The organism is Streptomyces sp. NPDC058052, from assembly GCF_042885515.1.
Taxonomy (GTDB): domain Bacteria; phylum Actinomycetota; class Actinomycetes; order Streptomycetales; family Streptomycetaceae; genus Streptomyces.
In genome coordinates this window covers 277,438-303,442 of sequence record NZ_JBHVRX010000004.1, presented here as the reverse complement: position 1 = coordinate 303,442, position 26,005 = coordinate 277,438, and the positions used below count along the sequence as shown (strand labels likewise).

Sequence of the window (26,005 nt, the reverse complement as noted above, 5' to 3'; positions counted from 1 at the left end):
TCTGACTCCGCCTGAAAGTCACCCCCGCGTGGGAACACCTTGGGAACTGCGGGGCTACAGTCCTGCCATGGCGAGCGTGCATCCGCGGAAGAACCGCGACGGACAGGTCACCAGCTATCAGGTGAAGTGGCGAGATGCGGGACGGCGCGAGGGCGAGCCCCTCTGGGCCACGGAGAAGTTCGACGGCGACGACGAGGGCAAGGCTGCGGCTGACGTCTTCAAGCAGGCTGTCGATGAGGCCGGTCAGAGGTGGCCCGCAGGCTGGGTCAAGGGTCAGGGGTACATCGTGGTCGAGGAGGCGGGGGCCGGCGACGAGTCTCGCTACCGCTTCCGGGCCTACGCCACGGCCATAGTCGAGACCAAGACGGGCATCGAGGAGCACTACCGCCGGTCGTGCATGCGGGAACTGGAGATGTACCTCTTCCCCACCTTCGGCGAGTGCGACGTGAGGTCCACCGAGCACTTCTCCTCGGCCACCGTGCGCGCCTGGGTGCGATGCCTGGAGAACACCTACGTGGCCAAGGGGAGAGGTCCCCGCAACCGGAAGATGTCCCCCAAGACGATCAGGAACCTTCACGGCTTGCTCTCCTCGATCCTCACTGAGGCGGTGGAGGAGGAACCTCCGCTGCGCGCCCGTAACCCTTGCGAGCGCACAGCGCTGCCCCGGAAAGACGACGGCGGCAGCACCCCCGAGGATGAGGACATCGAGTTTCTGACCCCCGCGGAGGTCGCGGCGATCCGGGACCGGCTCACCCTCCGCCAGGACCAGCTCATGGTCGAGGTCAAGTACGGCACGGGCGCGCGGTACTCCGAGCTGACGGCGCTGGCCCCGTACCTCCTCGTCGACGATGACCCTGCCCGCATGCGCCTGCATGTCCACCGGGCGTGGAAAAAAAATGGGGCCGGCGGTTACTACCTGGGTATGCCCAAGTCCCGGCGCGGCCGGCGCACCATCCGGATCAGTGCCTCCGTCGTCGAGGCCCTCGAGGAACTGAGGCGCGACGAGGACCTGGCCGACGATGACCTCTACTTCACCGGGGACCAGGGGCAGCGGCTGCATGCATCCACCTTCGCCGACCGGTGGGCGCGGGCGGTGAGGCGGGCGAAGAAGGATGGGGCCCTGCCGGTCTACAAGCACCCGACCCCGCACGACCTCCGGCATTCCCACGCGGCCGCGCTCATCAGCGCGGGGCACTCCCTGACGTACGTGCAGCGACGCCTCGGCCACGAGTCGATCAAGACGACCTCGGACCTGTACGGGCATCTCCTGCCGGAGGCGGATGACGCGGCCATGGCGACCATCGAGACGGCGCTTGCGGGAGGCCGTGCGACGCTCCGGGCCGTCGCGTCGGCCTAGGCCGGGAAACGCGACGATGCCCCGGCGGCCGAGGTGTGAGCTCGGCCGCCGGGGCATCGAGGGGTGAGGGCTATCCGAGCAGCAGCCAGGCGGCACCGGAGGCGGCTGCCGCGCCGATGGCGGTTCCAGTCAGCAACCCGACCGCGAGGCGCTGCGGCGCTGCCGGCGGTTCCTGGGGGGCCAGGGTCTTCCCCATCACGCGCTCGATGCGCAGGCAAGCCACTTCAGCGCGCAGGGCGTCGATCTGTCCCCGGAGGGACTGGTACATGAAGCACAGGGCGGCGACGGCCAGGGCGATCCCCCCGAGCAGCGCCACACGGACGATGTCCGACAACAGTTCTTCCCACCTACCCCGGCGGTTGGCCGGATCGCGGATCCCCCCCGTGCGCTTGCGCCCGGGTCTTGCAGGGCTCGCTCGTCATGTGGGGCTGACGAGCGAGCGACCGGTACGTCAGCCCCAGCCGGGGTCGGCGAGCGGCGTCGCCGGCGGTGTCGGCTCGACGGTGGACGTCGCGGTCGGGGTCGGCTCGGGCGCCGGACGGCCCCAGCCGGGGTCGGCCGCGGCCTGGCCGGCGAGGGCGATGCTCAGAGCGGAAAACAGCACGCCCGCCACGCTTACGATCACCCGCTGTCGCATGGTGCCTCCTATGTGCTAGCACGATGATTCGAACACGTGTGCGTGTCCTTGATGTGACCCCTAGGCTGACATGCGCATCAGGTGGTATGCCAGTGGCATAGGTAGGGGAATTTAGGCAGGTCCGATTCCGGACGGAAACCAGGGTGTGGGTATGGAATTCCCGGACAGTGAAACGATCTTGACTGACGACGATGTGGCGGCATACCGCGCGGCCGCCGAGGGGGCACCCGTTGACCCGCAGCAGGGACGACGGCTCGCACGCCTCGGCCTGGCTCACCGCGTCGGGGACGAGCTGCATGTCGCCGACCCTCAGCTGGCGGCGCACGCCCTCTTCGCCGCGCATCGGGTCACCCTCGAACGCGCGCTCCGCCAGGTCGAACAGTTGCCCACCTTGACCGCCCTCTCTGACCACTACGCGCCCACCCGCCTCTACGGCGGACCGGCGAGTGAGCTGCTCCGAAGTCGAGACGGCATGAACGCCGAGATCGGCAAGGTGCTCGCCGAAGCCACGGACGAACTGCTCACGGTGCAACCTGGGCGCCCTGAGGATCGAGACCCGGCGGTGTACCGGGACGGCATCGCGCGGGCTCGGCGTCTCCTGGAACGGGGCGTACCTGTCCGTACCCTGTACGCCGCTGCCGCCCTGGAGCACGCCCCCACGCGGGAGTACTGCGATGCGCTCCTTGAGGGCGGCGCCGAGGTGCGGGTAGCGCAGGACCTGCCCCCGCGCATGGTCCTGTGCGGGCGCCACCTGTTCGTCGACAACCTCGTCGGCCCCGGGGATCCGGATTCCGGCTGGTGCGTCACGGACATCGCCGGCGTCACGTTCGCCCGAGCGGTGTACGAACTTCACTGGGCCCGCGCCACGCCCTGGCAGACCGCGCTCGCCGTCGCATCCCAGGCCGTGACGACGGGCCAGCAGCGCGCCATTCTGCGGGGCCTTGCCGAGGGCCGCACGCAAGCCGTCGTCGCCGCGCAGCTGGACGTGAGCGAGCGGGAGGTGCGCCGCGAGCTCACCAGCCTCCGGACGGCGCTTGGCCTCGCCTCCACCTACGCCCTCCTCTACTGGTGGGCGACGTCGGCCGACCGCGGTATCCCCTGACCCCCCATGGGCCAGCTGGGCTGCAGTCATGTCGCACGCCTTTCATGATCCAAAAAAGCCTGGCTAGCCGTGCATACAAATGATCAAGAGGTCGCCAGGGTGAACCTGTGGTCCGCCCGAAATCAGTTCAGCCGCCCGATTGGGTCCTCACCCGACGGGCGGCTTTCGGCGTCAGGGTGCGGGACGCGCGGATGCACGCAAACCTCACGCAACAGGCGGTGTGCGAGCGGACCGGCCTGGCCCGCGCGACGGTTCAGGAGATCGAGGCCGGCCGCGCATCCCCGACGGTGGACACCCTCTTCCTGCTGGCGGATGCGATCGGAGTGCCTGCCGCCGACCTCCTTGGGTAGCAAGCACGATGCGACGGCCCCGACCAGGTCCGGTCGGGGCCGTCGACGTGCGGCGCGGTTCATGCAGGGATGACGAATCCACGCCCGGGCTGTCGGCGCTTGGCGGCGGCCACGGCGGCGATCACCTCGTCGGTGACGTCCCGACGCCCGTCGCTGTCGGCGACCACACGCCACCGGCCCTCGGGGTTCCCCGGGTCCTGGGGTACCAGGGTCCCGGGGATTCCGTACCGGCGCATCGCCTCGTGCAGCGCGGCGACGTCGTGTGCGTCCATGGCGGCCTCCGTCCGTGATGGGGCGTCGAGCCTAGTCGTCCCCGCCACCTCCGTGGGTTGCGCAGTTGCCGGGGTTGATCGGGCCGCAGCCGCCGGGCATCGGGGTGTGGCGGGCCACGCCGGCGAGTTCACGCTTGCGCCCGGCCCACAGCTCGGCGTCGGGGGTGTAACCGGCCTGCTCGATCAGGGCCATGGTGCGGGTGAGGACGTCCGGGTCCTGGCGGGCCGCCTCGGGACGCTCGGGGTAGTGGTGCACGAACCGACCGAGGCCGCCGCACAGGGCCGAGTACACGCGGGTGTGGAGGATGAGGGCGTGCCAGCCCTCGTCGACCTCCTCGGTCGGGGAGATCGGCACGGTCGGGAACAGGCTGGCGGCGTGCACGAACTTCAACGCCTCGGTGACGATCCGCTCCGCGTAGGCGAGGGGCCAGCTGGGGTTGTTGTCGATGACCGTGAGCACGACGCCGGCGTACGCGTCGCCGCCCAGCAGCGCGCGGGCGTCCGGCGCGCGGTCGGCGTGGGGACCGGTGGAACAAGGCGTCGGGTTGGACGGACGGCCAGTCGAGCAAGCGGCCATGGGGTTCCTCCTGATGGTGGATTCCGATGGTGCGTTGGGCCCGCCCCCCGCCCGGGGGACGGGAGTCAGTGGGTGATGCCGTAGACGAGGGCGCCGAGGATCGCGAGGACGGTGAGGAAGTACAGGGCCTCGCCCCAGCGCGTCGTCATGGGGTGCCCGTGGGTACGGGCGGCAGGCCGGCCCGGCCGATGAACGCGGCGGCAGCGGCAGACTGCCGGTGCTCACGAACCGCGGTCATCATGTCTCGGGCGCAGTGTGCGAGGTGCCGGGGGTAGGACCACGCGCCCAGGCGCCCCTCGGCCGGGCCGTCCGTACGCAGCTTGTCCCACACGACCAGGGCGGCCTGTCCTCGCGTGCACAGGTTCCCGTCGGGGACGGCGTGGAGGCCGTTGGCCAGGACGGTGCAGTACGAGAGCAGATCGTCCGTGAGGCGGGCCAGTTCGGCCTCACCCGGGTGGTCCCGCATCGCGAGGACCCGCTTGATAGTCCCCTCGGCGAGGTGCTCGGCGCGCCTGTCCACCGAGGGGCCGTCCTCCAGGAGGAGACTCCCGATGGGGATGGCCTGCGTAGCCTCGCGTGGTCTGGCGTGCTGGATCTGCTCGGACATCTCACTCCCTACCGTCGGTGTGACCTGCGGCACAGACGACGGTAGGGGCGCGGGGCAGGAGGAGAGGGTAGGAATCCACCCCCCTCGTCAGGCGGCGAGGAGACCGACCTTCACAGCGAGTTCGGAGGCGCGCCGCCGGCGGCTGGCGGCGCGGGCTTGGCACTCCTCCAGGATGAGCGACTTGGCGTAGCCGTTGTAACGGATCGTCTCTGGGGCGGCCTGGTGCGCCTTCTCCAACGTGGCGATGGCAACGTCCGGCTGCCCGTCGAGCTGGTAGCCGCGAGCCTCTTCAATCCGGTGGCGGGCGCGTCGGGGCCGGGAGGGGATGATCGAGGCGTCAGCCCGGGCGGCCTGCCGCACCGACTCAGGACCCGCGTGGAGTTCGACCGCGACCGTTACCGCGTGGGCGCCCATGATGGCCTGCGAGAAACTCGTCACCGGATGGAAGTAGTTCTGGGGCAGCTGGCGGGCCATCTTCCGAGCCTGGCTCCAGTGCCTCCAGGCGCTCCCCTTCTGGCCTCGCCGGGCGGCGGTGTAGCCGGCCTCGAACTGGAGCGCTCCGGCGACGGCGAGGACGTCCGCGTCGGCGTCGGGCAGCAGCGGCGCGAGGTGCTCGATGGCCTGCATCGTGACGGAGTCGGCGGCGTCATAGTGCCCGGGCCCGGAGTCGCGATGTGCCTGCGCCATGAGCCATGCGGAGACACCGATGGCGTGAGGGTCAGCGGACTGCGCGGCGGCGACCATGCTGCGCTCGGCGACCCTCCACAGGAGCGAGGGATCCGGTTGGTAGGCGAGGAAGAACTGTGACAGCGAGTAGACCTGGCTCAGGACCGATTGAGCGGCGCGCCAGTCCGTAGGCGTTTCGGCGTACTGGACAGCGAGGTGGGCGTCCCGGATCAGGGCGGGGAGGAGGCCGCCGATGATCTCTCGGTGGTTCGGGGCATCGTGCCGTGACCGCCACGCGACAGCGAGCCGCGCAGCGAGGTGCTCAGGGCGCGGTGGCGCATCGACCGGCGCGCCAATCTGCAACGCGTCAACTGCGGCTCGCACAGCGGCAAGACGCGGATGGCCGGGACCTTGGAAAAGCGGAGCGGGCATGTCGCGGCGTCCTGTGAGATCGGAGAGGTCCCGGACGCGGAGTGCCTCGGCGATCCGGAGAACCATGTCAAGGCCAGGGGCCTGGATACGGCCGTTCTCCACCTGCTTGACCCACTCGGCCGACATGCCGACGAGACCACCTAGGACGGTGCGGGACATGCCGCGGCGCTCGCGGAGGATCTGCATTCTCTGCCCGAAACGCACCGGGTCGGCGTACGGGTCCGGGGTAGCATCAGATGACACGGCCTTGCCCCTTCTCTGGTCAGACTCGACACCTGCCAGCGTAGAGGGCAAGGCCATTGTCATGTGATCCAGAACGCACGAATGCGCCCCCTCCCGAAGGAGGGGGCGGGGGCTACGGGCTCTTGTCGAGGTGCGCGGTTCGGGCGTCGACCCTGTCGACCGCGTCGCGGAGGGAACTGCCAGAGTTCGGGTGGAGCTCGTGTTCGACCTTGCCGAGGCGGTCGTCAAGTGCGCCCAGGCGGTCGTCGATCCCGCCGAGTCGCTCCATGACCCCGGGCCGGGCCGGGACCCCGGGGCGGCCCGGCTCGCCGGTCCAGTCAGCGAGGACCTGGCCCACGCGCTTAATGCTGCGGCGGGCGCTGCGGACCCAGCGGTAGAGCACCGCGAGCGCGCCGCCGACGGCGGCGATGATGCCGGCCCACAGGGCGACGGCGTCGAGCGCCGGGATACCGGTCATCCGCGGCCGCCACGGTCGCGCCGGTCGCCGGTGACCTTCTTGAAGAACTCGACGAACTCGGCCGGGTCGCCGGGGTTGACGGACATCTTCAAGGGCTTGCCCGGCTTCTCGTAGGCCGGGGGGCGGGCCCAGCCGAGGACGAGTCCGGCCACGAGGCGGAGCGGTTCCCAACCGATGTGCCCAGCGAGGACCTCCAGGACGCGGAACACGATGTAGTAGGCCAAGGTCAGCGCGGCGGTGACGCCGCCCGCGACCGCGGCGGAGTCGACCTCGACGCCGACGGCGCCGGTGACGGTGAGGATCCACCCGGCGAGCAGCGGGACGACGGTGCGGAGGATGCTGGCAAGGACGTTCATGGGCGTGCGCCTTTCACTTCGTGCGGGGGACCTTGAGGGCGTTCCAGGAGGCGGCGCCGGGCCATCCGTCGGCGTCGTTGCCGCGGAACCCGAGCTTCTTCTGCCACGCGGCGTAGGACTTGCGGTCTGCCTCGGTCCAGCGCGGGCCCGGGCCGGACCGGTACCGGCCGCATCCCTCGGCGACGAGGCGCCGGCCCATGGCGGTCACGATGGGCGAGTTGAGGTTCTTCCGGAAGAACGAGGTGCCGGGGAACGGCTCGTACTGCGGAGCCTTCGGCGGCGTGGGCTTGGGCACGGCCGGCCGCGCCGGGTCCGTGCCGAGGCGCCGCTGTACGCGCACGCGCATGGCGGGCATGCCGAACCCCTTGGGGTCGGACTTCCAGTCGGACCACTCCAGGTGGCCGATCACGGACCGGGCGCCCCAGCCGTGCGCGCGGCACAGGGCCGCGGAGACCCGCTCGATGGCGAGCAGCTGCTCGGCCGGCCAGGGGTCCGTGCCGTCGCCGAGGTTGATGCACTCGAACCCGTAGAAGCGCGAGTTGCCGTCGACGGCGCCGGGGCTGCCCTGGTGGGCGCGCGGGGCGGGCGGCCGGTCGGCGTAGGTCTCGGTGATGACGGCCTGGAGGACGCCCGGGTCGCCGCCGCCGGCGTGGTTCGCGCGGCCGGCGGAGAGGAGATGGACGGTGCCGTCCTTGGCGATCACGCCGTGGCACAGCGGGCCGGGCAGGCCCTTGTAGCCGTCGTGGCAGATCTCCACCGACCGGGCGGTGCCGCTCGACACGGTGTGGTGGATCATCACTCCGGCGACCGGGCCCCAGTCGCCGGCCTGGTTGCGGTTGTGGGTGCGCCAGCCGGGGTGCTCGACGACGGTGACACCTTCGGCGCGGAGCGCGGCGAGCAGCCGGTCCGCGGACAAGGGGGTGGCCATCAGGCGTCGCCTCCGTCCGTCGGCAGCGCGGCGCGTACGGCGGCGTCCTTGCTCTCCAGGAGCTTGCGCAGCGCAACGGTCAGCTCGGGGCCGTCGAGGCCGGGTCGGTCGGCCAGGCCGTGCGCGAGGTCGGCGTACGGACGACTGACGTCTGCCAGCCGAGGGGGAAGGTGGTGGAAGGTGAAGTGCCGCAGCAGCGCGGCGACGGCGGGGTGGCGGGGCATGGGTGCCTCCTCAGGCATGAAGAAGCCCCGGGCCGGGCGGCGCGGGGCGAGGGTCGGGGCGGGGCTACCTGGGGTTCGGGAGCCAGAATGTGTCGAGCCAGATGGTGGACGCGCCGCCCGATGCCGCAGGCACGGACGCGGTGAGGGCTCCAGATGTCATGAGCCCCAGACGGACCGGGTAGTGGCTCGAGTTGGCGGCGTACACTTCGGCGCCGCGCTCGACGGCGGGCCGGTGGTCGGACGACGCGTACGTGAACATCGTCTGCGTGGTGTTGACGACGTTGGTGGGGTTCGCGTTGTTGATGCGGCCCTGCCACTTCCAGTGCAGGACGCCCATTTCGCGGGTGATCTGCATGGCGGGCGCCATGGCCGGGTTGGGGGTGAACCCGGAGGAGAAGGTGCCGAGACTGGCGAGCGGCGTCCAGTCCATGATCACTTCGATGATGCGGGTGTTGAGGGCGTGCGCATCGACGACCTCGCCGGCCAGGAAGGGGATCCAGACCATGGGGGGCCTCCTCTCAGAGGGCGGCGATCATGGGGCGGAAGAGCCGCACGTCGGTGCCGGCCGGGTGTGGCTTGACGACGCCGTTGACGGACCGGATGACCGTGGCGCGCTGCGGGGTCCACATGGCGACGTCGTCGTACCGCACGACGGGGCTGACGTTGGTGTTGCCGGTGGCGAGGATGGAGCGGCAGCCGACCGACCCGGCGGCGGTGAGCGTGGCGTCCGTCGCGGTGACGTGCCAGATGCCGGGCTCGATGTCGGCGACGGGCCACAGGCGGGCCCGCAGCGTCGTTCCGGTCGCCTGGACCCGAAGGCGGAAGACGGCGCCGGCGGTGTAGGTGTACGGCAGGGTCACGGTCGCGAGGGTGCTCTCGACGGCGGCGGCCCGCTCGCGCAGGGCGAGCACGAGGGCGCCGCTCGTCGTGAACTCCGCGCGCGCGAAGTAGAGATCGTTCGGTCCGGAAGCGCGGAAGATGAGACCGCCGAAAATGCTGGCGCCGGTCGCGGCCGCGGACACGGACACCGTGGCCGAGAGGTCGATGTCCGGGTACGGGCTGGTGAGCGTGCTCTGGCGGGACACGTTCACGCTGGTGAGCGTGTGGGATGCGGAGCCGCTGGACACCGCGTAGTCGGCCGCCGAGCCGCCGACCTGCGCCCACGTTCCGCCGCTGTCCGCCGTGCCCCAGCCGCTGGCCACCGTGCGCGCGAAGGCGTCGGCGACGCCGGCCGCGAGGCTGGTGACGCGGACCTTCTCGCCGCCGAGCCTCAGATCGAACGGGAACATCGTCGGGCGCAGGGCGGTGGTGATCCAGGGCGGCCCCTTGGTGGTGACCAGGGTCAGGGTGGTGTCGTCCGCGTCGATGGCGGACCCGAGGATGCAGCCGGCGGTGTCCGCGCGGCCGAGGACCTGGTCGCCGAGGACGCCGACGGTCCAGGGGTCGCCCGGGTCGCAGGTGAACGTGATCGTCCAGCGCTGGGGGCCGATCTCCTCGGTGTAGCCGCGGATCAGAAGATCTACCGGGTCGGGCCCGTACTCCGGCGGCAGGTTCGCCAGCCGCAGGAGGTCGCCGACGTCGGCCGCGAGGACGCGGGACAGGAGCGGCCCGATGCGGGGGTTGGCGAGGTCGACCGTCACCCGTGGATACCGCAGGCCGTCGACGGTGCCGAGGTGCAGCCGCCACCACGCCTGTCCCACGGTCTGGGCGTCGGCTGCGAGGGAGAGGGTCACGCCCTCGTCGTACCGTCCGACCCCGTCCGGTGGGTCCTGGATGGACATCGGTCCGTCGGCCCGGATGGCTGTGTACTCGCTGCCTCCGGCCCGGGCCGCGGTGACCTCGTTGCGGACGAGCCGGTCAGCATCTTGCGGGCGCAGGCCGCTGATCGTCCCCGCGCCGTAGTCGAGGGTGACGGCCGGCGCCTGCGAGTAGAGGGTCGCCCGGGTCCGGTAGAGCAGGGCCCGCTCGTCCCGGCGGTCGAGGAGCAGGCCGAGGTCGGCGCGGCTCGCGGTCTCCAGGATGCTGAGGAAGCCGTCCATCTCCTGTGCCCCGAGCGCCTCGGAGGCCGCCGGGTCGCCGTCGCAGGAAGCCGGTACGCCTTGCTCGGTGGCGACGCGGAGGATGCGTTCGCCGGCCGCCTCGGCGGAGTGCCCGAGCATCGCCTGGGTCAGGTCCTCGGAGGAGGGCGGGGAGCCTGCCCAGTAGGTCAGGTAGCCGACCGACACCGGCGGTGCCCCGTTGAGGAGGTTCAGGACGAAGATGCACGCGATGTAGGACAGCGCCGTCGTCGCCTCGGTCCAGGTTCCGGAGCTGCGGGCGACTCCGTCGATGTCGAGGTACCAGGAGGCCCCTCCGCCGATGTTGAAGACGCGCAGGCGCAGGTGGTGCGGGCGCCCGTCGAAGACGTCCGCGGCGGGGACGTTGGTGATGGACGGGCCGGCGCCCGTGTCGGCGTTGCTGACGGAGACGCGGAGCCGGGCGTTCGGGGGGTCGGTCTCGACCGTCCACACCCACTGGTCGCCCTCCGGGCCGCTGTCGACGAAGTGGAAGAGCTCAGGGCCCGGCGCGGTGCCGCCGCCTGTGCGGACCCAGTCGACGGCCCAGCCGTTCGCTGCAGCAGCCGAGGCGGGGCACCGCGCCTCCAGCCGCGATGACCCGCCGGTCTCGGCCAGGAGCACCGGTTCGATCCAGCTGGCGAGCTCACCCTTGCCCCACGAGAGCTTTGAGTTCGCGCCCCCCTGGTCCAGGAGCGGGTTTCTGCCGATGAGCGGGACCCCGGCGGCGGCCTCGGGGCCGTCGGTCAGCGGCCAGCACTCGGCCGGCCCGGCCGCGAGGATCGCACGTCGCAACGCGCTCTGGAGGGGCTTCTTTCCTGTGCCGCAGCGGCGCAGGATCCCCGCCGGCGCGACTTTTACGACCGAGTCGTTGCCGGAGATGTGGCGCTCCGGCGGCCATGCGGGGACCTCCCCGTCCAGTCTGACGTGCTCGTTGGACAGGGCGGTGGCTCCGGCGAGGGACCACACGCGGCCCGTGGCGTCCGCGAAAGAGGTGTCGGTCAGCTCGGCGTCGCGCTCGATGTCGAGGTCGACGACGGCAGGTCCGTCGATGCCGTTGCGCAGCTGCATGCCGTACAGGCGGCCCTTGATGCCGTTGCCGACGAACCACTCGACGGTGCCCAGGGTGATGCCGGCGCTGCCGTCGTAGACGCTGGTGACACCGCTGCCGGTGGCCTCCTCGAGGAGGTGCCACACCGTGGAGGTCATGGAGCGTGCCCAGAGGAAGCGGCAGGACCATCCCCCCTGGCCGTTGTCGACGTCGAGAGCGACCCGTACGGCGATCCGCTGCCCGTCGTAGGCGGGAATCCTGGCGACTGTCGAGGCGAAGATGGTGGACGTGCCGTCGGGCGACCACTGGAAGAGCAGCTGGCGGTCGTTGGGCATGCTGAGTGACCACGAGCGCTGGTTGCCGGTGGCGATCCAGCGCTCGCCCAGTTCCTGGGAGAGGCTGTAGTCGTCCGACGCGAGCTCGACCCTCAGGTCCAGGTCGCCGGTGACGCCGAGACTCGGATGGTCGGGGGTCTTGAGCGCGGCTGTGGTGTTGCCCGGGAGGACCGCCCGCGGCCCGCCCGCGTGCACGGCGAACTTGAGCTCCGTGTTGCGGCCGACCTTCCCGTACACCGGCGAGGTCGGGTCGTACACGGACAGCTCGCCGTTGCGGTTGGCGAGGGTCATGGTGGCGGCGGTCGGCTCCGCGCGGGTCCCTGCCCCGGAGAGGCCGCGCGTGATGGATACGGCGTCGGCCTCGCGGACGCTGACGGGGTGCCACGCGTCGTCGTAGTAGATCTCTGCGGTGCGCGGCGGCGGGAGTGCCATGTGCTCACCCCTCTCCGAGACGGATCACGGACCCGGCTGCCTTGATCTGCACCGTGTCCTTGAAGAAGCGGACGAACGCGTCGGTGCCGCCGGTGACGTCGAGGACGACGCGGACCTCCTGAGGGCCGCTGGCGCCGACCTGGACGACGGGGGCGGCGGAGGACTGGAGCATGCCGTCGAGGACGGACAGCGGCAGGACTGCCTCCTGCTCGCGGCCCTCGCCGATCACCGCCAGCGTCGGGCCGGTGGTGACACCGCCCTCGGCGAGATACGGAATGTAGGGAATATAGGGAATGTCGACCCCGGGAACTCTGTTCGCTGTTCCGATTAGCGCGTTGTTGATGAACTGGACTCCGCTGTTGAGCAGGTAGATGACTCCGTTCAGTGCTGCCTTGAGTCCGTCCACAATGAAGCTCCACATACTCTTTCCGATGCTCGCGAACCGGTCCGGGATGCTGGCAAAGAAATCGACCAGCCCGTTCCACAGGCTCTTTACTGTCTCGACGCCGGAACTCACCCAGCCGGGAATCGTCACCGTGAAGAAATTCCCGATCGGGGAAAACACGTTCTTGACCATCCAGGTCCAGCCGTCCGAGAAAACCTTGGCAACGGCAGCCCACACCTCGCCGGCGGTGCGTTTCGTCCAGTTCCAGGCGTCGGACAGGCCCTTGGTGATCGCGGCCCATGTCTCGCTGGTGACTCGCGTGACCCAGTCCCACGCGGCGGTCACGCCCTCGACGACGGCCGTCCAGGTCTTGGACGAGGTGTCCTTGATCCAGTCCCACGCGATGCCGAGGGCCTCGACGATCGCGTCCCAGGTCTCGAGCGTGGCTTTTTTGATCTCGTCCCAGTAGACGATGACCAGGACGACGATCGCGATGACGGCCAGGATGCCCGCGATGATCCATGTCCCGGGCCAGGCGAAAAGGGCTGTGTTCCAGGCCCATTGGGCGACGGTCATGATGCCGACGACGACGGCGAGCGCCAGGAGTCCGGCGATCAGGCCGCGTAGCAGGTCCGGGTTGGCTGCGGCCCAGTCGGAGAAGGCGGACAGGACGGGGAGGAGGAGTTCGCCGAGGGTGGCGGACAGGTCCCGCCAGACCGCCTCGATGGTCTGGCTCTCCTCCATCGCCTCCGTGGCGCGGCCCGCGGCGCCGGCGGCCTCGTCCATGCCGGTGACGGCGGCCGCCGTGGCGGGGTCCATCGCCCACAGTGCGTCGCCCGCCTCGCCGGCCATGTCGCCGAAAAGCTGCACGGCCAGCTGGGACTGCTTCGCGGGGTCCTTGATGCCGCGGAGCGCGGTGAGGGTGGCGCTGAGGGCCTGCTCGGCGGCGGGCCCGCCCTCGCCGATCGCTTTGAGCATCGACTTGCTGTCGAGCCCGAGGCCCTTGAATCCCTCGGCCGCCCGGTCGGTTTCCTCAGAGGTGATTCGAGCGAATTCGTGGATAATATCGGCCGCCTGGTCGATATCTTTTCCACCGGCGGCAGCGTATTGGCCCATGAGGCCGAATGCGGTTTCCCCAGACAGGCCGAGGCGCTCGAACTGTTTGCCGTATTCGACGACGCCAGCGGTGATGTCGTCGACCATCGACCGGGGCAACGTCTGCGCGGCACGGGTCAGGAGGTCAAATGCGTGCGTTCCGTCCTTGGCGAGGCCGAGGTCGATAAGCCGTCCGGCAGCCGTCGCCGACTCGCCGACGTCCAGCTCGAACGTGTCGCCGAGCATGATGGCCTTCTTGGTCAGGTCGGCGAGTTCCTCGTCGCCGACCTTGCCCATGCCGCCCATCGCCTGGGCTACGACTCCCAGTGCATCGGTGACACCGCCCATCGAGTCGGAGAAGCCTGCGGAGTACACCTCGCCGGCGACCGTGCCCGCACGGGCCGACTCCTCGGCAGTGAGCCCCAGCTGGTTGGAGACCTTGGTGATACCTGCCTTGGTGTCTATCGCGTTGGACAGGGCGGCGCCGAACGCTCCGCCGACGGCGGCGCCGGCGGCGGCTCCGGCGATGCCGTTGAACGACTCGCCGACGCCGGCCGCGGCCTGGTCGGCGGCCTGGGCGGCCTCGTCGGCGGAGGCCCCGACGTCGGCGAGGGCGTCGGCCGCACGGTCGGCGGCCTGGACGACCTCGCGACCCATCGAGTCGGCGGCGTCCCCCACGGTCGCGAGCGCCAGGTCGACGTCCCGGGCCGCATCCTGCGCGCCGCCGGACAGGTCCTCGGCGCTCATACCGATCTCGACGAGCAGCTGGTCAAGAACCGTCACGGCCGCCCCCTTCCTTGCGTGGCTTGCCGCCGAGGCGGACGTGCATCGTCTTGACCGCGGCCAGCATCTGCTGCCACGTCTGCCGCGGCTTGCCGCCCCACTGCGGCATGAAGTCGCTCGGGGTGAAGGGGCGCTGGTTCTTGCCGCGGGATCCGTTGGCGATGACGGCGGTCTGGAGCGCGGTGAGGGCGTCCAGCCGGTCGGGGCCGATCGGGCCGGCGATCCGCTCGTAGGCGGCCCACTCGGTCAGCTCGGCCGAGCTGATGCGCGCGAGCAGCTCGCCGACCGGCATGCCCAGGGCGAGCGCTAGGCGGAAGTAGAAGACCCGCTCTGGGCGGGCCCGGAGTTTCCCTCGGCTTCCTCGACGGCCCGCTCGCCGAGGCCGGACAGCCGCCGGGCGACGACGGCCAGGCGCTCGATGACGGCGCCGTTCTTCGCGCCGAGGGCGGCCACGTCCTTGAGGGTGTAGAGGGGCTGGCCGTCCTCATCGACGAGGCAGCGGGCGAGGAGACGCGCGTCGCGGTTGTCCATGTTGACGCCGATCGGCTTGCCGTCGGGTCCGAAGCGCAGGAGCGAGGTCTGGTAGGCGTTGCGGTCGGTGCCGGACATGCCGACGAGCCGGACCTCGCCGCCCCACTCGGAGACGGGCACGTCCTCGAACGCGGTGTCGTCGGCCTCGTCGATCTGGGCGCGGGTGAGCAGTGCCATGGGGGAAGTCCTCTCAGGAGAAGGTGGGTTCGCCGGCGACCTTGAAGGTCAGCGAGGCGGACAGCTTGTCGTCGGTCGGGGCCGCCGGCTGGAAGCCGGTCATGATCGCGGGGAATCCCCACGTGGTCTGGTCGGCGTCGGGGAAGATGAGCCGGTAGTTCCGCGGGTCCTTGTCGTTGAAGTCGGCGATCAGGGCGTCGTGGGCGACCGGCATGTAGTTGATGTCGATGGTGACCTCGCCGCCGTCCTTGAGGCCGCCGATGAACTCCCGCCATCCGTTGGGGGAGTCGTGGGCGGTGGTGTCGATCGTCTCCCTCGTGAGCGAGGGGCCGCCGACGTTGTTGACCGCCGCGAGGGCGGTGAACACCTCGGGACCGGCTCCGTCGCCGCGGGCGAACTGGACGCCGAACGCGTTCTCTCCGGCCATGCTGGGTACCTCCGGGCATGCGTAGGGCCCCGGGCCGCGGGGCGGCACAGGGTGGGGTTGGGGTGGGTCAGGCGGGGGACTGCTCGGTACGGACCCGGTAGCGCAGCACCAGGTGGCGGATGTCGCCCGGCGGCTCGGGGTCGGTGAGCGTCTGCCCGAACTCGAACAGGCTGGCGATGTGAGCGAGGCCGGGGATGGTGAGCGGCTGGTGGTCCAGGAGCGCGTTCACGCGCTGCCCGATCGTCAGGCCCTCGGTGTGGCCGAGGTTTTTCGTCCACACGTGCAGCGTGATCACGGTGTCCCGGGCGTACCGGTCCTGCGAGTTGGCCGGGACCTCGGTGGCCTCGCCCAGGACGACGTACGGGAAGGACACTTGCTCGGGCACGTTGTCGTACACGCCGGCGCCGAGGCCGACGGTGAGCTCGTCGTCCGCCGCGAGGACGGCGTACACGGCGCCCTGCACGGCGAGCATGGCGAGCGGGGCGGTCATCGCAGGGCCCTTCGGACGGCCTCGGTGAGGCGGGCCCGGTAGCGGCCGCGCTCGGCCTCCAGGGCCGGGCGGAGCGACGGCTGCGCGGGGAAGGACCGGGTGCCGTTCTCGGCGAAGTGCGCGTAGAACTCGGGGTCCTCGAACCATCCGACCCGGGCGATGAGGCCGTCCTCCTCGTAGCGGACGTCGACGGTCTCGGACAGGTTCCCGGAATCGCGCCGGACGGTGCGGGCGGTCTCGTCGCGGACTGCCTCGGCGGATGCCGTGACGCCTTCCTTCAACCCCTTGACGACCTCGGCGTCCAGGGATGCGAGGCGCTCGCGCAGCCGCTCGATGCCGGTGATCCGGACGGTCACCGGGTTGCGGCCGCCGCGCCGGCGGCGGGGTGGCACGCCTACCGCCTGCGCTCGAGGAGGCGGCGGATCTTCCCCAGCTCGTCGGCGCAGGCCAGCAGCGCCCACGCGGTCGCCTTCTCGGCGTCGGTGTTCCCCCGAGAGGGGTCGAGGAACCGCTCGGCGCGCTGGCGGGTGTCCCGGGACCCGGCCGGGTCGGGCTGCTCGGGCTGGTCGGCCATCACTGGCCTCCGATCTCGAGGACGGCGACCTTGACCGCGGTGACGGCGTCGTACGTGATGGCGGCCCGACCGGTCCCGCCGGCGAACGGGCGGCGCGGCAGGGGGATGATCGCGGTCTTGCTGGCGGCGACGGTGACGGCCAGGTCCTCGATGGCGAGGCCGTCGACCGTGCCGGGTGTGACGACGGTGACCGTGTGCGGGGACGCGTCGGCGTTGATGACGGCGAGGAACCGGCCGGGCCCGCAGGGGGCGGTGTCGCCGAGCGCGGTCGCCGCGACGGCGACGGCGCCGAGGTCGGGGACACCGCCGTCGACGGGCACGAGGGTGGGGTTGAGCGCGGCCATGGTCAGCCTCCGGGGTTGGTCTGGGTGAGGGTGCACTCCGCCTTGCGGTAGCGGGTGCTCGACGGCTCGACGACGAACCGCACGGTGAGCCGCTGTCCGGCGCCGCGCAGTTCGTCACCGCGCTCGACGTCGGCCGTCGGCAGGAGGTACACGTCGTGGGTGTGCTCGGCGCCGGCCTGCTGGGCGAGCAGCCGGTCCGTGGCCGACGGCTGGTCGACCTTGCCGCGGACCGTGGCGGGCTGGCGGACCATGGTCCGTCGCTGGCCTCCGGCGCCGTCCGGGGTGAGCGTCGCGCGCCACACCTCCAGGGTCCGGTTCAGGTGGTGGCCGATCACGTGCGGGCCCGGTACGCGCCGAGTGCCCGCTTGTCGGCGGCCGTCAGTTCCATGCCGAGGGCCTCGGCCGAGAAGCTGCGGGAGTGGTCGCCGAGGGTCTCCGCCGACAGGCCCTCGGGGTTGGACCAGCCTGCGGCCGCGAGGCGCAGGCTGATCCGGGTGACGCCCGAGGGCAGGGTGATGAAGCCGGCGGTGACGACGGCGGTGATGGCCCGGTCGTGCGCGGGCCAGGTGTCGCCGATGCGGGTGAGGATCCCGTCGGCGGACCAGGTGTAGTCGGCGGCCGGCCCGTAGGCGAGGGCCTGGTCGTCGCCGTCCTCGGTGTGGACGGTGACGGAATCGACCGCGGTGACCGGCCAGCGGGGCAGGACCAGGCGGTGGGAACGGGTGGCGGTCCGGTGCGGGTCGCTGCGGGTGGGGCTGTCCAGGACGAGGGTGTCGGTGGCGGACTCCAGGGACTGGCCGGTCTCGTCGTCGATGACGCCCTGGGCGAGGTCCAGGAGCAGCTCGGCCGTCGCGGCCTCGTCCGCGGTGAACGGCTCGGGGAGCCGCAGCCACAGCCGCAGCTGATCAGGGGTGGCGTACGGCACGGGGCTACTCTCCGTCCTCGTCGCGGCGCTGCTCCAGGGCGGTGATGACCGCGGCCCGGATCTCGTCCTTGCGGGTGGCGCTGCCGAGGCCGATGTCCTCGGCGACTGCGTACGCCTTGAGCTGCTCGACGGTCATGTCCTCGACGGCCACCTCGGGGCCGTCGCCGGACTGCCCGGTGGCCGGGTCCGGGGTGTCCGCCGGGGCCTGGCGGCGCTTCTTCTTCGGCTCGTCGACGGGCTTGCAGTCGCCGGCCGCGATGCGCCGCTCGGCGTCGGCCGGGTCCATCTCGACGATCGCGCCCGCGGGCGCGGTGCCGTACTTCGGGTTTGCCATGAGGCGCAGCATCTCGACGCGCATGGGTGTCCTCCTGGTGCGGGACGCGGCCGGGCCCCGCCGGTGTGGCGGGGCCCGGGCGGCCGTGCGGGGTGTGCTGGGGTCAGGGGCGGACGCGGCCGCGGCCGCGGATGACGCTCACGCCGAACGACGCGTCGCCGGTGCCGGCGTCGGTGGCGACGACGCGGATGTACCGCTTGATGCCGTGATAGCCGATCGTGGTCACGGTGGACGCGGTGAGGGTGGCGGGCTCGGTCCCGTCGAGGTCCGCGTTCGCGACCGCGGTGTAGCCGGAGGCGAGCTGGCTCGACTCCTGGACCTCGATGGAGAACGCGCCGTTCGCCACCACGCCGGTGGAGACGACGACGGCGGCGGCGTCGTAGTTCGCCAGGTCCACGCCGGTGCCGGTAGCGGTGTCGGTCCGCGCCGCCGGGACCAGGGTCGCGACCACGTCGAGGTTGTTCTTGATGTCGCTACGCATGGTGCGCGGCCTCCTTACGGGACGATGTCGTTGGACTGGAGGCGGACGAACGCCTCGGCGAGGACGGGCATGCCGTCGGCCTCCATCCGGCCGATGAACCCGACCTGGTTCTGCTCGGCGTAGAGCTCGTTCAGACGCTGGACCTCGAACTGCAGGGCCTCGGCGATCCAGTAGTAGGAGAAGTCACCGAGCATGCCGACGTAGTCGCCGTCCCCGAAGGTGCTCGGGGCGAACTCCGACATGATGAACGGCAGGTCGAGGATGAGGTCGGGCTGGTCGGTGGCCAGGCCGGCGCGCCAGATGTAGTTGCCGTCGCCGTCCTTGAGCTTGCGGACCGAGGCGACGACCATGCGGTGGAACAGCCAGCGGGCGTTGGCGTGGTACGCGCCCTTGAGGGTGTACTTCGCCGTAATGAGGTCGTCCGCGGCGTTGCCTGCGGCGACGTTGACGAGCCCGGTGCCAGACGTCGAGATGTCCAGGTCCCGCGAGGTCGGGATCCCGTCGGGCGAGGCGGTGAACAGGCCGAGCGGCTTCTTGTTGCCGTCGCCGGTCATGTACGCCTTCTCGGCCGTCACACCGAACTTGTACTCCATGCGCTGGCGGACGAGGACCTCGGGCGAGATGACGCTGGTGCGCATCAGCTTGCGGGAGACCTTGACCCGCTTGGCCAGCGGGTTCGGGGTCAGCTCACGCTTGCCGAACCGCATCGAGTCGTCCTGGCTGCCGGTCGACAGCTCGCTCGTCCAGTCGGCGTCGTTGAGGTCCTGGTCGAGGGTCGGCACGCCGAGGGACTCCGCCTGGGTGAGCCGCTGAACGGTGGCCAGGCGGCGCAGGGCGACCATGTCGTCCACGCCCTTGAGGAGGTCCTGGACGAACTGCTGCGGAGCGTTGAGGAACCCGCCCTCGGGGTCGTTGCCCGAGACGAGCGCCCGGGCCTGCCGCTCGGTGAGGACGGACCGGCCGCCGAGGAGGTAGGCGCGCAGCGCGCCCATCGCCTCGTCGCCCTGGCCATCGCGGCCGTGGCCGCGCTCCAGGCCCTCGCGCGCGGCCTCGTCCCGCTCGTCGTCGGCGAGCTTCTCGGCCCGCTCGATGTGGCGGTCCACGCCGTCGCGCTCGTCGACGAGCTTGTCGAACTTCACCTCCTCCTCGGGGGTCATGGAGCGGCCCGCCTCCTCGGCGGCGGTCATGATCGCTCGGGCGTCGGCACCGAGCTTGGTGCGCTTGGCGCGCAGCTCCCGGATGGTGGCCATCAGGGGGTCCTTCCTGTGGTGGGGTGCCCCGCGCGGCTGCGCGGCGCGAGGGGTCAGACGCCGGCGAGGCGGAGCAGCCGGGCGTGGTCGACGACGGGCGCGGCCCGCTCGTCATCGTCGGTCCCGGCGCCGGCGGCGTCGAGGAGTTCCTGGAGCGCATCCCGCGCGGCCTGGACGAGGCCCTTGTTCTTCTTGGACAGCACCGCGCCCGCACGGACGCCCGCGGCATCCAGCTCGGCCAGCTGGGACATGACGGCCTGGGCGAACTCGTCCGGCGTGTGGCGGACGTCGAGGGAGCGGGCGAGATCGAGGGCGCTGCGGCCGGACTCGACGATCGCGTTGGGGTCCATCGGCAGCGGGACGGCGGAGACCTCGAACAGCTCCCACCCCTCGGGGACGCCGTCGTCGCCGATGTTCCACACGTCGAACCCGATGCTGAAAGCGTTCATCATCCGGGCCCGGTACTTGCGCTCGACCTTGACGGCGAACTCGTCGTCCTGGTCGAACGTCAGGTCCATGCGGAGCTTGTCGCCGTCGATCCAGGTCTTGTCGGACCTCCCGATCGGCAGGCCGTCGCGGCCCCAGTAGGAGTGGCCGTACCCGACGACCGGGTTGGACTCGAACCGCTCCAGGCGGGCGCCGGCCATGGTCAGGTTGAGGCCGTCGCCCTTGCGGCCCTCGGTCGCGGCGATGATCGAGAGCGGCTGGCCCGCCTCGTCGCCGTCCGCACGCTGGACGTAGGCGCGTGCGTAGTGACGCTGTGGCTTCACGTGCTCCTCTTCTCAGTCGATGACCGGTACGAGCTGGCAGTCGCATCCGGGGTGAACGGGCGGGTGGAAGGTGTTGCGCTTGGCGACGAGTGCCTCGCCGTCGTTGCCCTCGACCTCGTCGCCCTTGGCGATGAACGGGGTCTCGATCTCCTGGACAGTGCCGTCGAGGCGCTTGCAGTACGGGCAGGTCTCCGAGCCGCGCGCGACCCACTGCACCTGCTGCACGCCCGCCGATTTCCACGTCTCGCGGGCGGCGGCGGCCGGCAGCTGTGTGGACTCCCACCGGGCGGTCTGCGCGGGCCGCTCCTCCTGCCACTTCGTGAACCGCTCGACAACCGCCTCGGCGATGTCCTCCGGCGTGCCTTCGGTCCGGTCGACCACGCCGCGGATCTGCCCGTACGACGAGGCCACCTGGTAGGCGGCGTGGGAGCGGGCGTAGGCGGCGGCCCACACGGTGAGGTCGACCGGTTCCTCGTAGGCGACCTCCTCGGCCGCGGCCTCCGCGACCTCGCCGGCGAGCGCGGTCATGAGCGGCACCCACAGTCCGACGAGGCGGTCCATGATCGGGCCGTCGTCGGCGTACAGGACGGACAGCGCGGCGAGGAACGCGGCGAGCGAGCGGCGGCCGCGGCCGCGCGCGGGGCGGAGGTGCTCGTCGACCAGGGCGGCGAGCTTCTCGGCCTCGAGGTCGGCGACCTCCTGGTCGGACTCCTTGAGCTTCCGGGCCCATGCCTCGGCCGTCGACTCCCGCGCGGCAGTGCGGCCGGCGAGGAGGCGGGCCCAGCGTCCGGCCCGGGCGGCGGCCGCGGTCTCCAGGCCGGGCACTGCCCGCGCGGCCGGCACCATGTTGAGCGGGACGAGGTACTCGTCGCCGCCGGGCACCGGGTTCATGTTCTCCCGGTCGCGGACGTCGTTGGCGGACAGCCAGCCCCAGTTCCGGCCGACGGCGTACGCCTGGTAGCGGGTGAGGGTGTCGCCGCGCAAGAGGCTGTCGACGAGGAACTCGGCGTAGTACTTCTTCCGCTCCTCGGGGAGCAGCAGCTGCGTGAGCACCGCCTGCTCCCAGCGGACCAGCCACACGTTCAGCGCGCTCGACACGTAGTCAAGTTGCTGCTGCTCGATGTTGGAGAAGGTGGCCCGGTCGAGGTCGCCGACCTTGTGCGGCGGCAGTCGCAGCCACCGGGCCATCTCGGAGACCTGGAGTTTGCGGGTTTCGAGGAACTGGGCGGAGTCGTTGGGGACGCCGACCTGCTGGAAGGTGACGCCCTCCTCAAGGATGGCGACGCGGTGCGCGCGGTCGATGCCGCGGTGAATGTTCTCCCAGTCGTCGGCCATCCGGCGCCGCGCCTCGGGGGAGAGGTTCCCGGGGTGCGAGAGCGCACCGCCGGGCGCGGCCCCGTTGCTGAACACCTTGGCGCCGTGATGCTCGGTGGCCAGGCCGAGGCCGATCGAGTTGGCGGCCAGCTCGACGACCGGGTACCCGCGCACGCCGTCGAACCCGAGGCCGGCCACGTGCAGGACCTGCTCGGGCAGGAGGACGGTGTGGATGCCGTTGACGTCGTCGTCGTACCGGTAGCGGCGCTCGAACCGTCCGGCGCCGGTCCGCTTCACGCCGATGGTGAGGCGGTCCGGGCGCAGGGGCCAGATCTCCTCGATCACCCCAGTACGCGGGTGGGTGACGACGTGCGCGACCCCGTCGCCCCAGGTCAGGGCGTGGCTCATGAGGACTTCCTTGAGCCAGGCCGCGCTCATCATGGCGTTGGGCTGGTCGTGCAGCAGGGTGTACAGCGGGTGCTCGGTGGCGCGCTGCTTTCCCCGCGGCTGGAGCCGCTCGTAGAGGAACAGAGGCAGGCCGGCGACGTCCTCGCTGAGCACCCGCACGCCGGCGAAGAACGGCGAGTAGGTGAGGGCGGTGTCCTGGTCGACGCGGATGCCGGCCGAGTTGGTCGAGCCGCCGCGCATCCAGTCCTCCACCCACTTCTCCGGGGTGGCCAGGCCGGACAGGGCGCTGCGCAGGAATCCCATCAGGTTCCCCCCTTCTGCTCGGTGGCCCGGGCGCGGCGTTCGGTGGCGAGGGCGCCGCCGAGGCCGAGGGCCAGGAGCGCGAGGCCGGCGGATGCGACGCCGAGCCAGGGGGCGAGCATGCCGAGGCCGGTGCCGAGGAGCACGATGCCGAGCAATGCGAGGACGTCCCACAGGTCAGCCATGGCCACCTCCTTGAGGGGTCAGAGGGCCATGCCCTGGGACTCGTAGATGGAAGCGGCGGGCATGCCGCGCAGGCCGCCGTCGATGGCGAACAGCGCGGCAGGCATGCCGTCGATGCGTTTCCCGGTCTTGCCGCGGTCGGGCTTGACCGGGCGGATCCGGTCGGGGTCGTCGCGAGGGCTCTTGCACTCCAGGTTGTCCGCCATCCACCGGGCGACCGGGTTGCCGAAGTGCGCGTACTCGCGCGCCTTGAGGCCGCGCATGAACTCGCTCATCGGCGGAGTCATGCGGGTGAAAGTGGTGTCGGACTCGATCATGGTGAGCCGGGTCCGCTTGACGATCTGCTGGCGGACCGGCTCGCCGCACCACTTGTCGTACGTGACGTTGACGATCTTGTAGAAGTTGTGGTCCGTTTCGATGTCGTCGTAGATCGTGTCGTAGTCGATGGTGTCGCCCTCGGTCAGCGTCACCCAGCCGTCGTCCGCCCACTCCCCGAACGCGCCGTTGGTGTGCTCGTCGAGCAGCGGCCGTACCGACTCCGGCGCCCAAAAGCGCCACAGGATCTCTCCGCTCGGGAAGTACAGCGCCCAGGCGGTGAGGTCCAGCTTGGAGGACAGGTCGAGGCCGCCCCAGCACCGCTGCCCCTCGAGGCGGCCGGCGATCCATCCGGGGCTCGGCGCGAGCTCGCGGGCGTTCATGTCCCACAGGTCCATGGCGATCCAGCGACTGACCTCCGAGACCCGCTGGTTGAGGCGGAACTGGCGGAACGCGTTCTCGCCCTTGCGGTCGCCCTTGGCCTCGTGCGCCTCGTCCCGCAGGGACTGGATCGCGAGGAACGAGCCGAGCGCAGGGTTGGGCCACTGCCAGTTGGCCTCGTCCCACGGGTCGAGGGACACCGGCAGATCGGCCCGGCCCGGGAACAGCCGTTGCAGACGGTCCAGCTCGTCAGGCGTGCGCGGCATCTTGCGCACGTAGACGAAGTGGTGCGGGGACCGGCTCGGGTCCTCCATGACCCGGTCGGCCTCGTCGATGAAATCCGCGCCGAACGAGTACTGCTGGCTGGTCTCGGTGGTGATCGCCAGCATGAGCGGCTGCGTACGCGCGCCCGCGCCAGTCCGCATCGCCACCCAGAGACTGTCGTCCGGCTGGGACAGCACCTCGTCGAGGATGAAGCAGTGCGGGCTGTGGCCGAGCTCGTTGTCGGCGTCGGAGGCGATGACCTCGTAGTGGCTGCCGGTCTGCTCGTCGACCAGCCGCATCGCGGCCTTCACGTGCGTCAGCCGCTTGGCCAGCACAGGTGAGCGACGCTGCATCTTGACGCACGGCTCGAAGACCTTGCCGGCCTGCCGCTTGATGGCGGCCGCGCCGTAGACCTCGGCGGACTCTTCGCCGTCGCCGCACAGCATGTACAGCGCGATGCCGGAGAGCAGCGCGGACTTGCCGTTCTTGCGGGCCATGACGATGGTGGCGCGCGAGTAGCGGCGGACGTACCGGCCCCACTGCTCCGACCAGACGACCTCGCCGAACAGCGGCCGGATGATCTCGTGTTCCTGCCACGGGGCCAGCACGAACCGGGTGCCCGCGAGCGCGCCGGCGGGGTGGACGAGCAGCTCGGCGAAGAACTTCACGACCCTGTCGGCGCGCGGCTCACAGTGGTGCGTGCCCGAGCTCGTGCACGTCGTGCCGTCGAGGGTGTACCCGCAGACCGGGCCCTTGCGGGACCGCGGCCGCCACCACGTGCGCGGGTTGAACTGAGGCGGCTTGGCCCGGCCGCGCGGGCGAGTGCTCGTCTTGCTGCGGGCCGGGCGGGTCGTGGTCCCGGCGGTCATGGCACACCCCCCGTACGGTCAGGACAGCAGTCGCTCGGCGCCTCCCGGGGTGTCCTCGCCGCCGATCTTGAGCTGCGCCCGGTCGCTCGGCGTCAGCCCGAACCGGGCGCCGTACCGCTGGACCTGGGCGTCGGCTGCGTCCAGCGCCAGCAACCACGCGTTCTTGCCCATGCGCACGCCGGTCTGGTCGCCGTTCTTGTTGAACACCGGGTGCTCGACGACCGCGCCCTCGGCGGCGACGTGCTCGGCGGCCTCCCGCCGGCGGGCGACGGCGTCGCACCAGTTCGCGTACGCCTCGACGTCCCAGCTGGTGAGCACGCCCTTGAGGGTGAGCGGTCCGGCGAGGGTGTGCCACACCTCGAGGGCGGCCTCGCTCAGCCAGTCCGGCGGCTCGATGTCGCCGGCGTCGGGGTGCGGCTCGTCGGTGTTGATCCGGTCCTTGCGGTCCCCGTGCAGGATGCGCAGGCCGGTCGGCTTGGGGGCGGGTCCACGTCTCCCCATGATCACCTCCGGTCACGATGCGTTACGTAGGGCAGGCCCGGTACGGCGGATCCTGAAACCTGGCAAGACGCTGATGGGCTCCCCCCCGCGTTCCGCGGGTCCCCTGGCCAGCGATCCGAGGCCCCCTCCCCTCGGGCGGGTGCTCACGGTCAGTAGCTGGGGCCGGCGTTCCAGCCGCCGGGCTGGTGCCGGGCGGTCTCCCGGGAGTGGCACGAGGCGCACAGGCCGCGGCCGCGCCGGGGGTCGTGCTCGTCGAGGCCGCGGGCTCGCAGCTCGCGCTTGGACAGCGGCCAGTGGTCGGCCTGCGTGGCCTCGGCCGTACGGCAGACGACGCACACCCGGTCGCGCTCCAGGACTCCCGCGCGGAACCGGCGCTCATGCTCGCGTCCGTAGCCCTGCGCGGAGGCCGAGCGACGAGGCCGGCGCTTCTCGTGCGCGGCGCACTTGGACGCGGGGGGAGGGGCCATCTCCGGGCACCCGGGGGTCGTACAGCGGCGCGGGGCGCGGCTCGGCATGGGGCCTCCTGACGTCACGACGGCTGTACTGCGAGGTGCTCCCGGTAGAGGCGCATGACGGTGTCTCGGTCCGCCCAGTCGGTGTCGAGACCGCAGCAGCACCAGACGCGCCAGGTGCCGTCGGTGGTGTACTGCACCCAGCCCGGGTCGGTCGTCACGTCCAGGGGACGGGTGCCCTGTTCCCAGCTGATGTGGTGCACGCCGGTGTCAGCGCATTCGGCATGGGACAGGAGCGGAGCAGCGGGGTGATCTGGCACGGGTCCTCCGGTGGGCCGTCGGTGCTGGGCGAGTTATCTGCGACAGATGGCC

At 71.2% G+C, this 26,005-nt stretch carries 35 protein-coding genes; 3 read left to right on the top strand and 32 right to left on the bottom strand.

All coding sequences use genetic code 11. The features are described from left to right. Window positions 1-67: 67 nt before the first annotated feature. A complete protein-coding gene (locus ACFVU3_RS08205) occupies window positions 68-1,357 on the top strand; it encodes a tyrosine-type recombinase/integrase (RefSeq protein ID WP_390064735.1) in 1,290 nt (429 codons plus the stop codon). A gap of 70 nt (window positions 1,358-1,427) precedes the next feature. Here ACFVU3_RS08205 and ACFVU3_RS08200 read toward each other — a convergent pair whose 3' ends face one another. Continuing rightward, the gene (locus ACFVU3_RS08200; RefSeq protein WP_390064734.1) at window positions 1,428-1,691 is read right to left on the bottom strand and encodes a hypothetical protein; all 264 of its coding nucleotides are present in this window, start codon (window positions 1,689-1,691) and stop codon (window positions 1,428-1,430) included. A 117-nt stretch (window positions 1,692-1,808) separates the two neighbouring features. Next, window positions 1,809-1,961 (bottom strand): hypothetical protein, encoded by a 153-nt coding sequence (locus ACFVU3_RS08195; protein ID WP_390064732.1) that lies wholly within the window; start codon window positions 1,959-1,961, stop codon window positions 1,809-1,811. Window positions 1,962-2,145: 184 nt separating this feature from the next. Between ACFVU3_RS08195 and ACFVU3_RS08190 the strand changes: the two genes are divergently transcribed. Together ACFVU3_RS08190 and ACFVU3_RS08185 are read left to right on the top strand one after the other, a co-directional pair. Further along, window positions 2,146-3,096, top strand: a complete 951-nt coding sequence (locus ACFVU3_RS08190; protein ID WP_390064731.1) for a hypothetical protein — start codon at window positions 2,146-2,148, stop codon at window positions 3,094-3,096. Window positions 3,097-3,203: 107 nt separating this feature from the next. After that, on the top strand, window positions 3,204-3,446 hold the full coding sequence (locus tag ACFVU3_RS08185; protein ID WP_390064730.1) for a helix-turn-helix domain-containing protein: 243 nt from the start codon (window positions 3,204-3,206) through the stop codon (window positions 3,444-3,446). 59 nt (window positions 3,447-3,505) lie between these two features. Here ACFVU3_RS08185 and ACFVU3_RS08180 read toward each other — a convergent pair whose 3' ends face one another. The 30 genes from ACFVU3_RS08180 to ACFVU3_RS08035 form a co-directional block, all read right to left on the bottom strand. After that, the gene (locus ACFVU3_RS08180) at window positions 3,506-3,718 is read right to left on the bottom strand and encodes a hypothetical protein (RefSeq protein ID WP_390064728.1); all 213 of its coding nucleotides are present in this window, start codon (window positions 3,716-3,718) and stop codon (window positions 3,506-3,508) included. Between the two features lie 31 nt (window positions 3,719-3,749). Beyond that, complete coding sequence (locus ACFVU3_RS08175) at window positions 3,750-4,295, bottom strand: glycine-rich domain-containing protein (protein WP_390064727.1); 546 nt, start codon at window positions 4,293-4,295, stop codon at window positions 3,750-3,752. A gap of 145 nt (window positions 4,296-4,440) precedes the next feature. After that, entirely contained in the window at window positions 4,441-4,902 is a 462-nt protein-coding gene (locus ACFVU3_RS08170; RefSeq protein WP_390064725.1) for a hypothetical protein, read from the bottom strand. A gap of 87 nt (window positions 4,903-4,989) precedes the next feature. Continuing rightward, complete coding sequence (locus tag ACFVU3_RS08165; RefSeq protein WP_390064724.1) at window positions 4,990-6,243, bottom strand: helix-turn-helix domain-containing protein; 1,254 nt, start codon at window positions 6,241-6,243, stop codon at window positions 4,990-4,992. A gap of 112 nt (window positions 6,244-6,355) precedes the next feature. After that, window positions 6,356-6,700: a hypothetical protein gene (locus ACFVU3_RS08160; protein ID WP_390064723.1), complete on the bottom strand. Its 345-nt coding sequence runs from the start codon at window positions 6,698-6,700 to the stop codon at window positions 6,356-6,358. Further along, the gene (locus ACFVU3_RS08155) at window positions 6,697-7,056 is read right to left on the bottom strand and encodes a hypothetical protein (RefSeq protein ID WP_390064721.1); all 360 of its coding nucleotides are present in this window, start codon (window positions 7,054-7,056) and stop codon (window positions 6,697-6,699) included. The genes ACFVU3_RS08160 and ACFVU3_RS08155 overlap by 4 nt, the downstream gene beginning before the upstream one ends. A gap of 13 nt (window positions 7,057-7,069) precedes the next feature. Beyond that, a complete protein-coding gene (locus ACFVU3_RS08150; RefSeq protein WP_390064720.1) occupies window positions 7,070-7,984 on the bottom strand; it encodes a peptidoglycan-binding protein in 915 nt (304 codons plus the stop codon). Beyond that, window positions 7,984-8,208: a hypothetical protein gene (locus ACFVU3_RS08145; protein ID WP_390064718.1), complete on the bottom strand. Its 225-nt coding sequence runs from the start codon at window positions 8,206-8,208 to the stop codon at window positions 7,984-7,986. The genes ACFVU3_RS08150 and ACFVU3_RS08145 overlap by 1 nt, the downstream gene beginning before the upstream one ends. 64 nt (window positions 8,209-8,272) lie before the next feature. Further along, the gene (locus tag ACFVU3_RS08140) at window positions 8,273-8,713 is read right to left on the bottom strand and encodes a hypothetical protein (protein ID WP_390064717.1); all 441 of its coding nucleotides are present in this window, start codon (window positions 8,711-8,713) and stop codon (window positions 8,273-8,275) included. Between the two features lie 13 nt (window positions 8,714-8,726). Continuing rightward, window positions 8,727-12,080, bottom strand: coding sequence for a hypothetical protein (locus tag ACFVU3_RS08135; RefSeq protein WP_390064715.1), 3,354 nt, complete (start codon window positions 12,078-12,080; stop codon window positions 8,727-8,729). Window positions 12,081-12,084: 4 nt separating this feature from the next. Continuing rightward, complete coding sequence (locus tag ACFVU3_RS08130) at window positions 12,085-14,343, bottom strand: phage tail tape measure protein (protein ID WP_390064713.1); 2,259 nt, start codon at window positions 14,341-14,343, stop codon at window positions 12,085-12,087. Beyond that, a complete protein-coding gene (locus tag ACFVU3_RS08125) occupies window positions 14,330-14,635 on the bottom strand; it encodes a hypothetical protein (RefSeq protein ID WP_390064712.1) in 306 nt (101 codons plus the stop codon). Before ACFVU3_RS08125 ends, ACFVU3_RS08130 begins: the two co-directional genes overlap by 14 nt. A 14-nt stretch (window positions 14,636-14,649) precedes the next feature. Then, complete coding sequence (locus ACFVU3_RS08120; RefSeq protein WP_390064711.1) at window positions 14,650-15,051, bottom strand: hypothetical protein; 402 nt, start codon at window positions 15,049-15,051, stop codon at window positions 14,650-14,652. A 13-nt stretch (window positions 15,052-15,064) separates the two neighbouring features. Then, window positions 15,065-15,478 carry a phage tail tube protein gene (locus ACFVU3_RS08115; RefSeq protein ID WP_390064709.1) on the bottom strand — a complete coding sequence of 138 codons (414 nt, stop codon included), beginning with the start codon at window positions 15,476-15,478 and terminating at the stop codon, window positions 15,065-15,067. A 67-nt stretch (window positions 15,479-15,545) separates the two neighbouring features. Beyond that, window positions 15,546-15,968: a DUF3168 domain-containing protein gene (locus tag ACFVU3_RS08110; RefSeq protein ID WP_390064707.1), complete on the bottom strand. Its 423-nt coding sequence runs from the start codon at window positions 15,966-15,968 to the stop codon at window positions 15,546-15,548. Further along, window positions 15,965-16,360, bottom strand: a complete 396-nt coding sequence (locus ACFVU3_RS08105) for an HK97-gp10 family putative phage morphogenesis protein (protein WP_390064706.1) — start codon at window positions 16,358-16,360, stop codon at window positions 15,965-15,967. Before ACFVU3_RS08105 ends, ACFVU3_RS08110 begins: the two co-directional genes overlap by 4 nt. 2 nt (window positions 16,361-16,362) lie before the next feature. Further along, window positions 16,363-16,542: a hypothetical protein gene (locus tag ACFVU3_RS08100; RefSeq protein WP_390064705.1), complete on the bottom strand. Its 180-nt coding sequence runs from the start codon at window positions 16,540-16,542 to the stop codon at window positions 16,363-16,365. After that, complete coding sequence (locus tag ACFVU3_RS08095) at window positions 16,542-16,886, bottom strand: hypothetical protein (protein WP_390064704.1); 345 nt, start codon at window positions 16,884-16,886, stop codon at window positions 16,542-16,544. Before ACFVU3_RS08095 ends, ACFVU3_RS08100 begins: the two co-directional genes overlap by 1 nt. A gap of 2 nt (window positions 16,887-16,888) precedes the next feature. Further along, window positions 16,889-17,221 (bottom strand): phage head closure protein, encoded by a 333-nt coding sequence (locus ACFVU3_RS08090; RefSeq protein ID WP_390064703.1) that lies wholly within the window; start codon window positions 17,219-17,221, stop codon window positions 16,889-16,891. Next, entirely contained in the window at window positions 17,218-17,811 is a 594-nt protein-coding gene (locus tag ACFVU3_RS08085; protein ID WP_390064701.1) for a hypothetical protein, read from the bottom strand. Before ACFVU3_RS08085 ends, ACFVU3_RS08090 begins: the two co-directional genes overlap by 4 nt. Window positions 17,812-17,815: 4 nt before the next feature. Continuing rightward, window positions 17,816-18,169, bottom strand: a complete 354-nt coding sequence (locus ACFVU3_RS08080; protein ID WP_390064700.1) for a hypothetical protein — start codon at window positions 18,167-18,169, stop codon at window positions 17,816-17,818. Window positions 18,170-18,248: 79 nt separating this feature from the next. Continuing rightward, the gene (locus ACFVU3_RS08075) at window positions 18,249-18,626 is read right to left on the bottom strand and encodes a hypothetical protein (protein WP_390064699.1); all 378 of its coding nucleotides are present in this window, start codon (window positions 18,624-18,626) and stop codon (window positions 18,249-18,251) included. 14 nt (window positions 18,627-18,640) lie between these two features. After that, window positions 18,641-19,876 (bottom strand): phage major capsid protein, encoded by a 1,236-nt coding sequence (locus ACFVU3_RS08070; protein WP_390064698.1) that lies wholly within the window; start codon window positions 19,874-19,876, stop codon window positions 18,641-18,643. 53 nt (window positions 19,877-19,929) lie between these two features. Beyond that, window positions 19,930-20,646 (bottom strand): hypothetical protein, encoded by a 717-nt coding sequence (locus ACFVU3_RS08065; RefSeq protein ID WP_390064697.1) that lies wholly within the window; start codon window positions 20,644-20,646, stop codon window positions 19,930-19,932. Window positions 20,647-20,658: 12 nt separating this feature from the next. Next, window positions 20,659-22,671, bottom strand: a complete 2,013-nt coding sequence (locus ACFVU3_RS08060) for a phage portal protein (RefSeq protein WP_390064696.1) — start codon at window positions 22,669-22,671, stop codon at window positions 20,659-20,661. Beyond that, a complete protein-coding gene (locus tag ACFVU3_RS08055) occupies window positions 22,671-22,853 on the bottom strand; it encodes a hypothetical protein (protein ID WP_390064695.1) in 183 nt (60 codons plus the stop codon). Before ACFVU3_RS08055 ends, ACFVU3_RS08060 begins: the two co-directional genes overlap by 1 nt. Window positions 22,854-22,871: 18 nt before the next feature. Beyond that, a complete protein-coding gene (locus ACFVU3_RS08050; protein WP_390064694.1) occupies window positions 22,872-24,680 on the bottom strand; it encodes a terminase large subunit in 1,809 nt (602 codons plus the stop codon). Window positions 24,681-24,698: 18 nt separating this feature from the next. Continuing rightward, a complete protein-coding gene (locus tag ACFVU3_RS08045) occupies window positions 24,699-25,181 on the bottom strand; it encodes a phage terminase small subunit P27 family (RefSeq protein WP_390064692.1) in 483 nt (160 codons plus the stop codon). 149 nt (window positions 25,182-25,330) lie between these two features. Then, a complete protein-coding gene (locus ACFVU3_RS08040) occupies window positions 25,331-25,648 on the bottom strand; it encodes a holin (protein WP_390064690.1) in 318 nt (105 codons plus the stop codon). 62 nt (window positions 25,649-25,710) lie between these two features. Then, entirely contained in the window at window positions 25,711-25,896 is a 186-nt protein-coding gene (locus ACFVU3_RS08035) for a hypothetical protein (RefSeq protein WP_390064689.1), read from the bottom strand. Window positions 25,897-26,005: the final 109 nt, after the last annotated feature.

Coding starts and splice junctions, on each gene's coding strand:
- ACFVU3_RS08205 (WP_390064735.1), top strand. CDS start 68: ATGGCGAGCGTGCATCCGCGGAAGAACCGCGACGGACAGGTCACCAGC.
- ACFVU3_RS08190 (WP_390064731.1), top strand. CDS start 2,146: ATGGAATTCCCGGACAGTGAAACGATCTTGACTGACGACGATGTGGCG.
- ACFVU3_RS08180 (WP_390064728.1), bottom strand. CDS start 3,718: ATGGACGCACACGACGTCGCCGCGCTGCACGAGGCGATGCGCCGGTAC.
- ACFVU3_RS08175 (WP_390064727.1), bottom strand. CDS start 4,295: ATGGCCGCTTGCTCGACTGGCCGTCCGTCCAACCCGACGCCTTGTTCC.
- ACFVU3_RS08170 (WP_390064725.1), bottom strand. CDS start 4,902: ATGTCCGAGCAGATCCAGCACGCCAGACCACGCGAGGCTACGCAGGCC.
- ACFVU3_RS08160 (WP_390064723.1), bottom strand. CDS start 6,700: ATGACCGGTATCCCGGCGCTCGACGCCGTCGCCCTGTGGGCCGGCATC.
- ACFVU3_RS08155 (WP_390064721.1), bottom strand. CDS start 7,056: ATGAACGTCCTTGCCAGCATCCTCCGCACCGTCGTCCCGCTGCTCGCC.
- ACFVU3_RS08150 (WP_390064720.1), bottom strand. CDS start 7,984: ATGGCCACCCCCTTGTCCGCGGACCGGCTGCTCGCCGCGCTCCGCGCC.
- ACFVU3_RS08145 (WP_390064718.1), bottom strand. CDS start 8,208: ATGCCCCGCCACCCCGCCGTCGCCGCGCTGCTGCGGCACTTCACCTTC.
- ACFVU3_RS08140 (WP_390064717.1), bottom strand. CDS start 8,713: ATGGTCTGGATCCCCTTCCTGGCCGGCGAGGTCGTCGATGCGCACGCC.
- ACFVU3_RS08135 (WP_390064715.1), bottom strand. CDS start 12,080: ATGGCACTCCCGCCGCCGCGCACCGCAGAGATCTACTACGACGACGCG.
- ACFVU3_RS08125 (WP_390064712.1), bottom strand. CDS start 14,635: ATGCCGGTCGGCGAGCTGCTCGCGCGCATCAGCTCGGCCGAGCTGACC.
- ACFVU3_RS08120 (WP_390064711.1), bottom strand. CDS start 15,051: ATGGCACTGCTCACCCGCGCCCAGATCGACGAGGCCGACGACACCGCG.
- ACFVU3_RS08115 (WP_390064709.1), bottom strand. CDS start 15,478: ATGGCCGGAGAGAACGCGTTCGGCGTCCAGTTCGCCCGCGGCGACGGA.
- ACFVU3_RS08110 (WP_390064707.1), bottom strand. CDS start 15,968: ATGACCGCCCCGCTCGCCATGCTCGCCGTGCAGGGCGCCGTGTACGCC.
- ACFVU3_RS08100 (WP_390064705.1), bottom strand. CDS start 16,542: ATGGCCGACCAGCCCGAGCAGCCCGACCCGGCCGGGTCCCGGGACACC.
- ACFVU3_RS08095 (WP_390064704.1), bottom strand. CDS start 16,886: ATGGCCGCGCTCAACCCCACCCTCGTGCCCGTCGACGGCGGTGTCCCC.
- ACFVU3_RS08080 (WP_390064700.1), bottom strand. CDS start 18,169: ATGCGCGTCGAGATGCTGCGCCTCATGGCAAACCCGAAGTACGGCACC.
- ACFVU3_RS08075 (WP_390064699.1), bottom strand. CDS start 18,626: ATGCGTAGCGACATCAAGAACAACCTCGACGTGGTCGCGACCCTGGTC.
- ACFVU3_RS08070 (WP_390064698.1), bottom strand. CDS start 19,876: ATGGCCACCATCCGGGAGCTGCGCGCCAAGCGCACCAAGCTCGGTGCC.
- ACFVU3_RS08060 (WP_390064696.1), bottom strand. CDS start 22,671: ATGGGATTCCTGCGCAGCGCCCTGTCCGGCCTGGCCACCCCGGAGAAG.
- ACFVU3_RS08055 (WP_390064695.1), bottom strand. CDS start 22,853: ATGGCTGACCTGTGGGACGTCCTCGCATTGCTCGGCATCGTGCTCCTC.
- ACFVU3_RS08050 (WP_390064694.1), bottom strand. CDS start 24,680: ATGACCGCCGGGACCACGACCCGCCCGGCCCGCAGCAAGACGAGCACT.
- ACFVU3_RS08045 (WP_390064692.1), bottom strand. CDS start 25,181: ATGGGGAGACGTGGACCCGCCCCCAAGCCGACCGGCCTGCGCATCCTG.
- ACFVU3_RS08040 (WP_390064690.1), bottom strand. CDS start 25,648: ATGGCCCCTCCCCCCGCGTCCAAGTGCGCCGCGCACGAGAAGCGCCGG.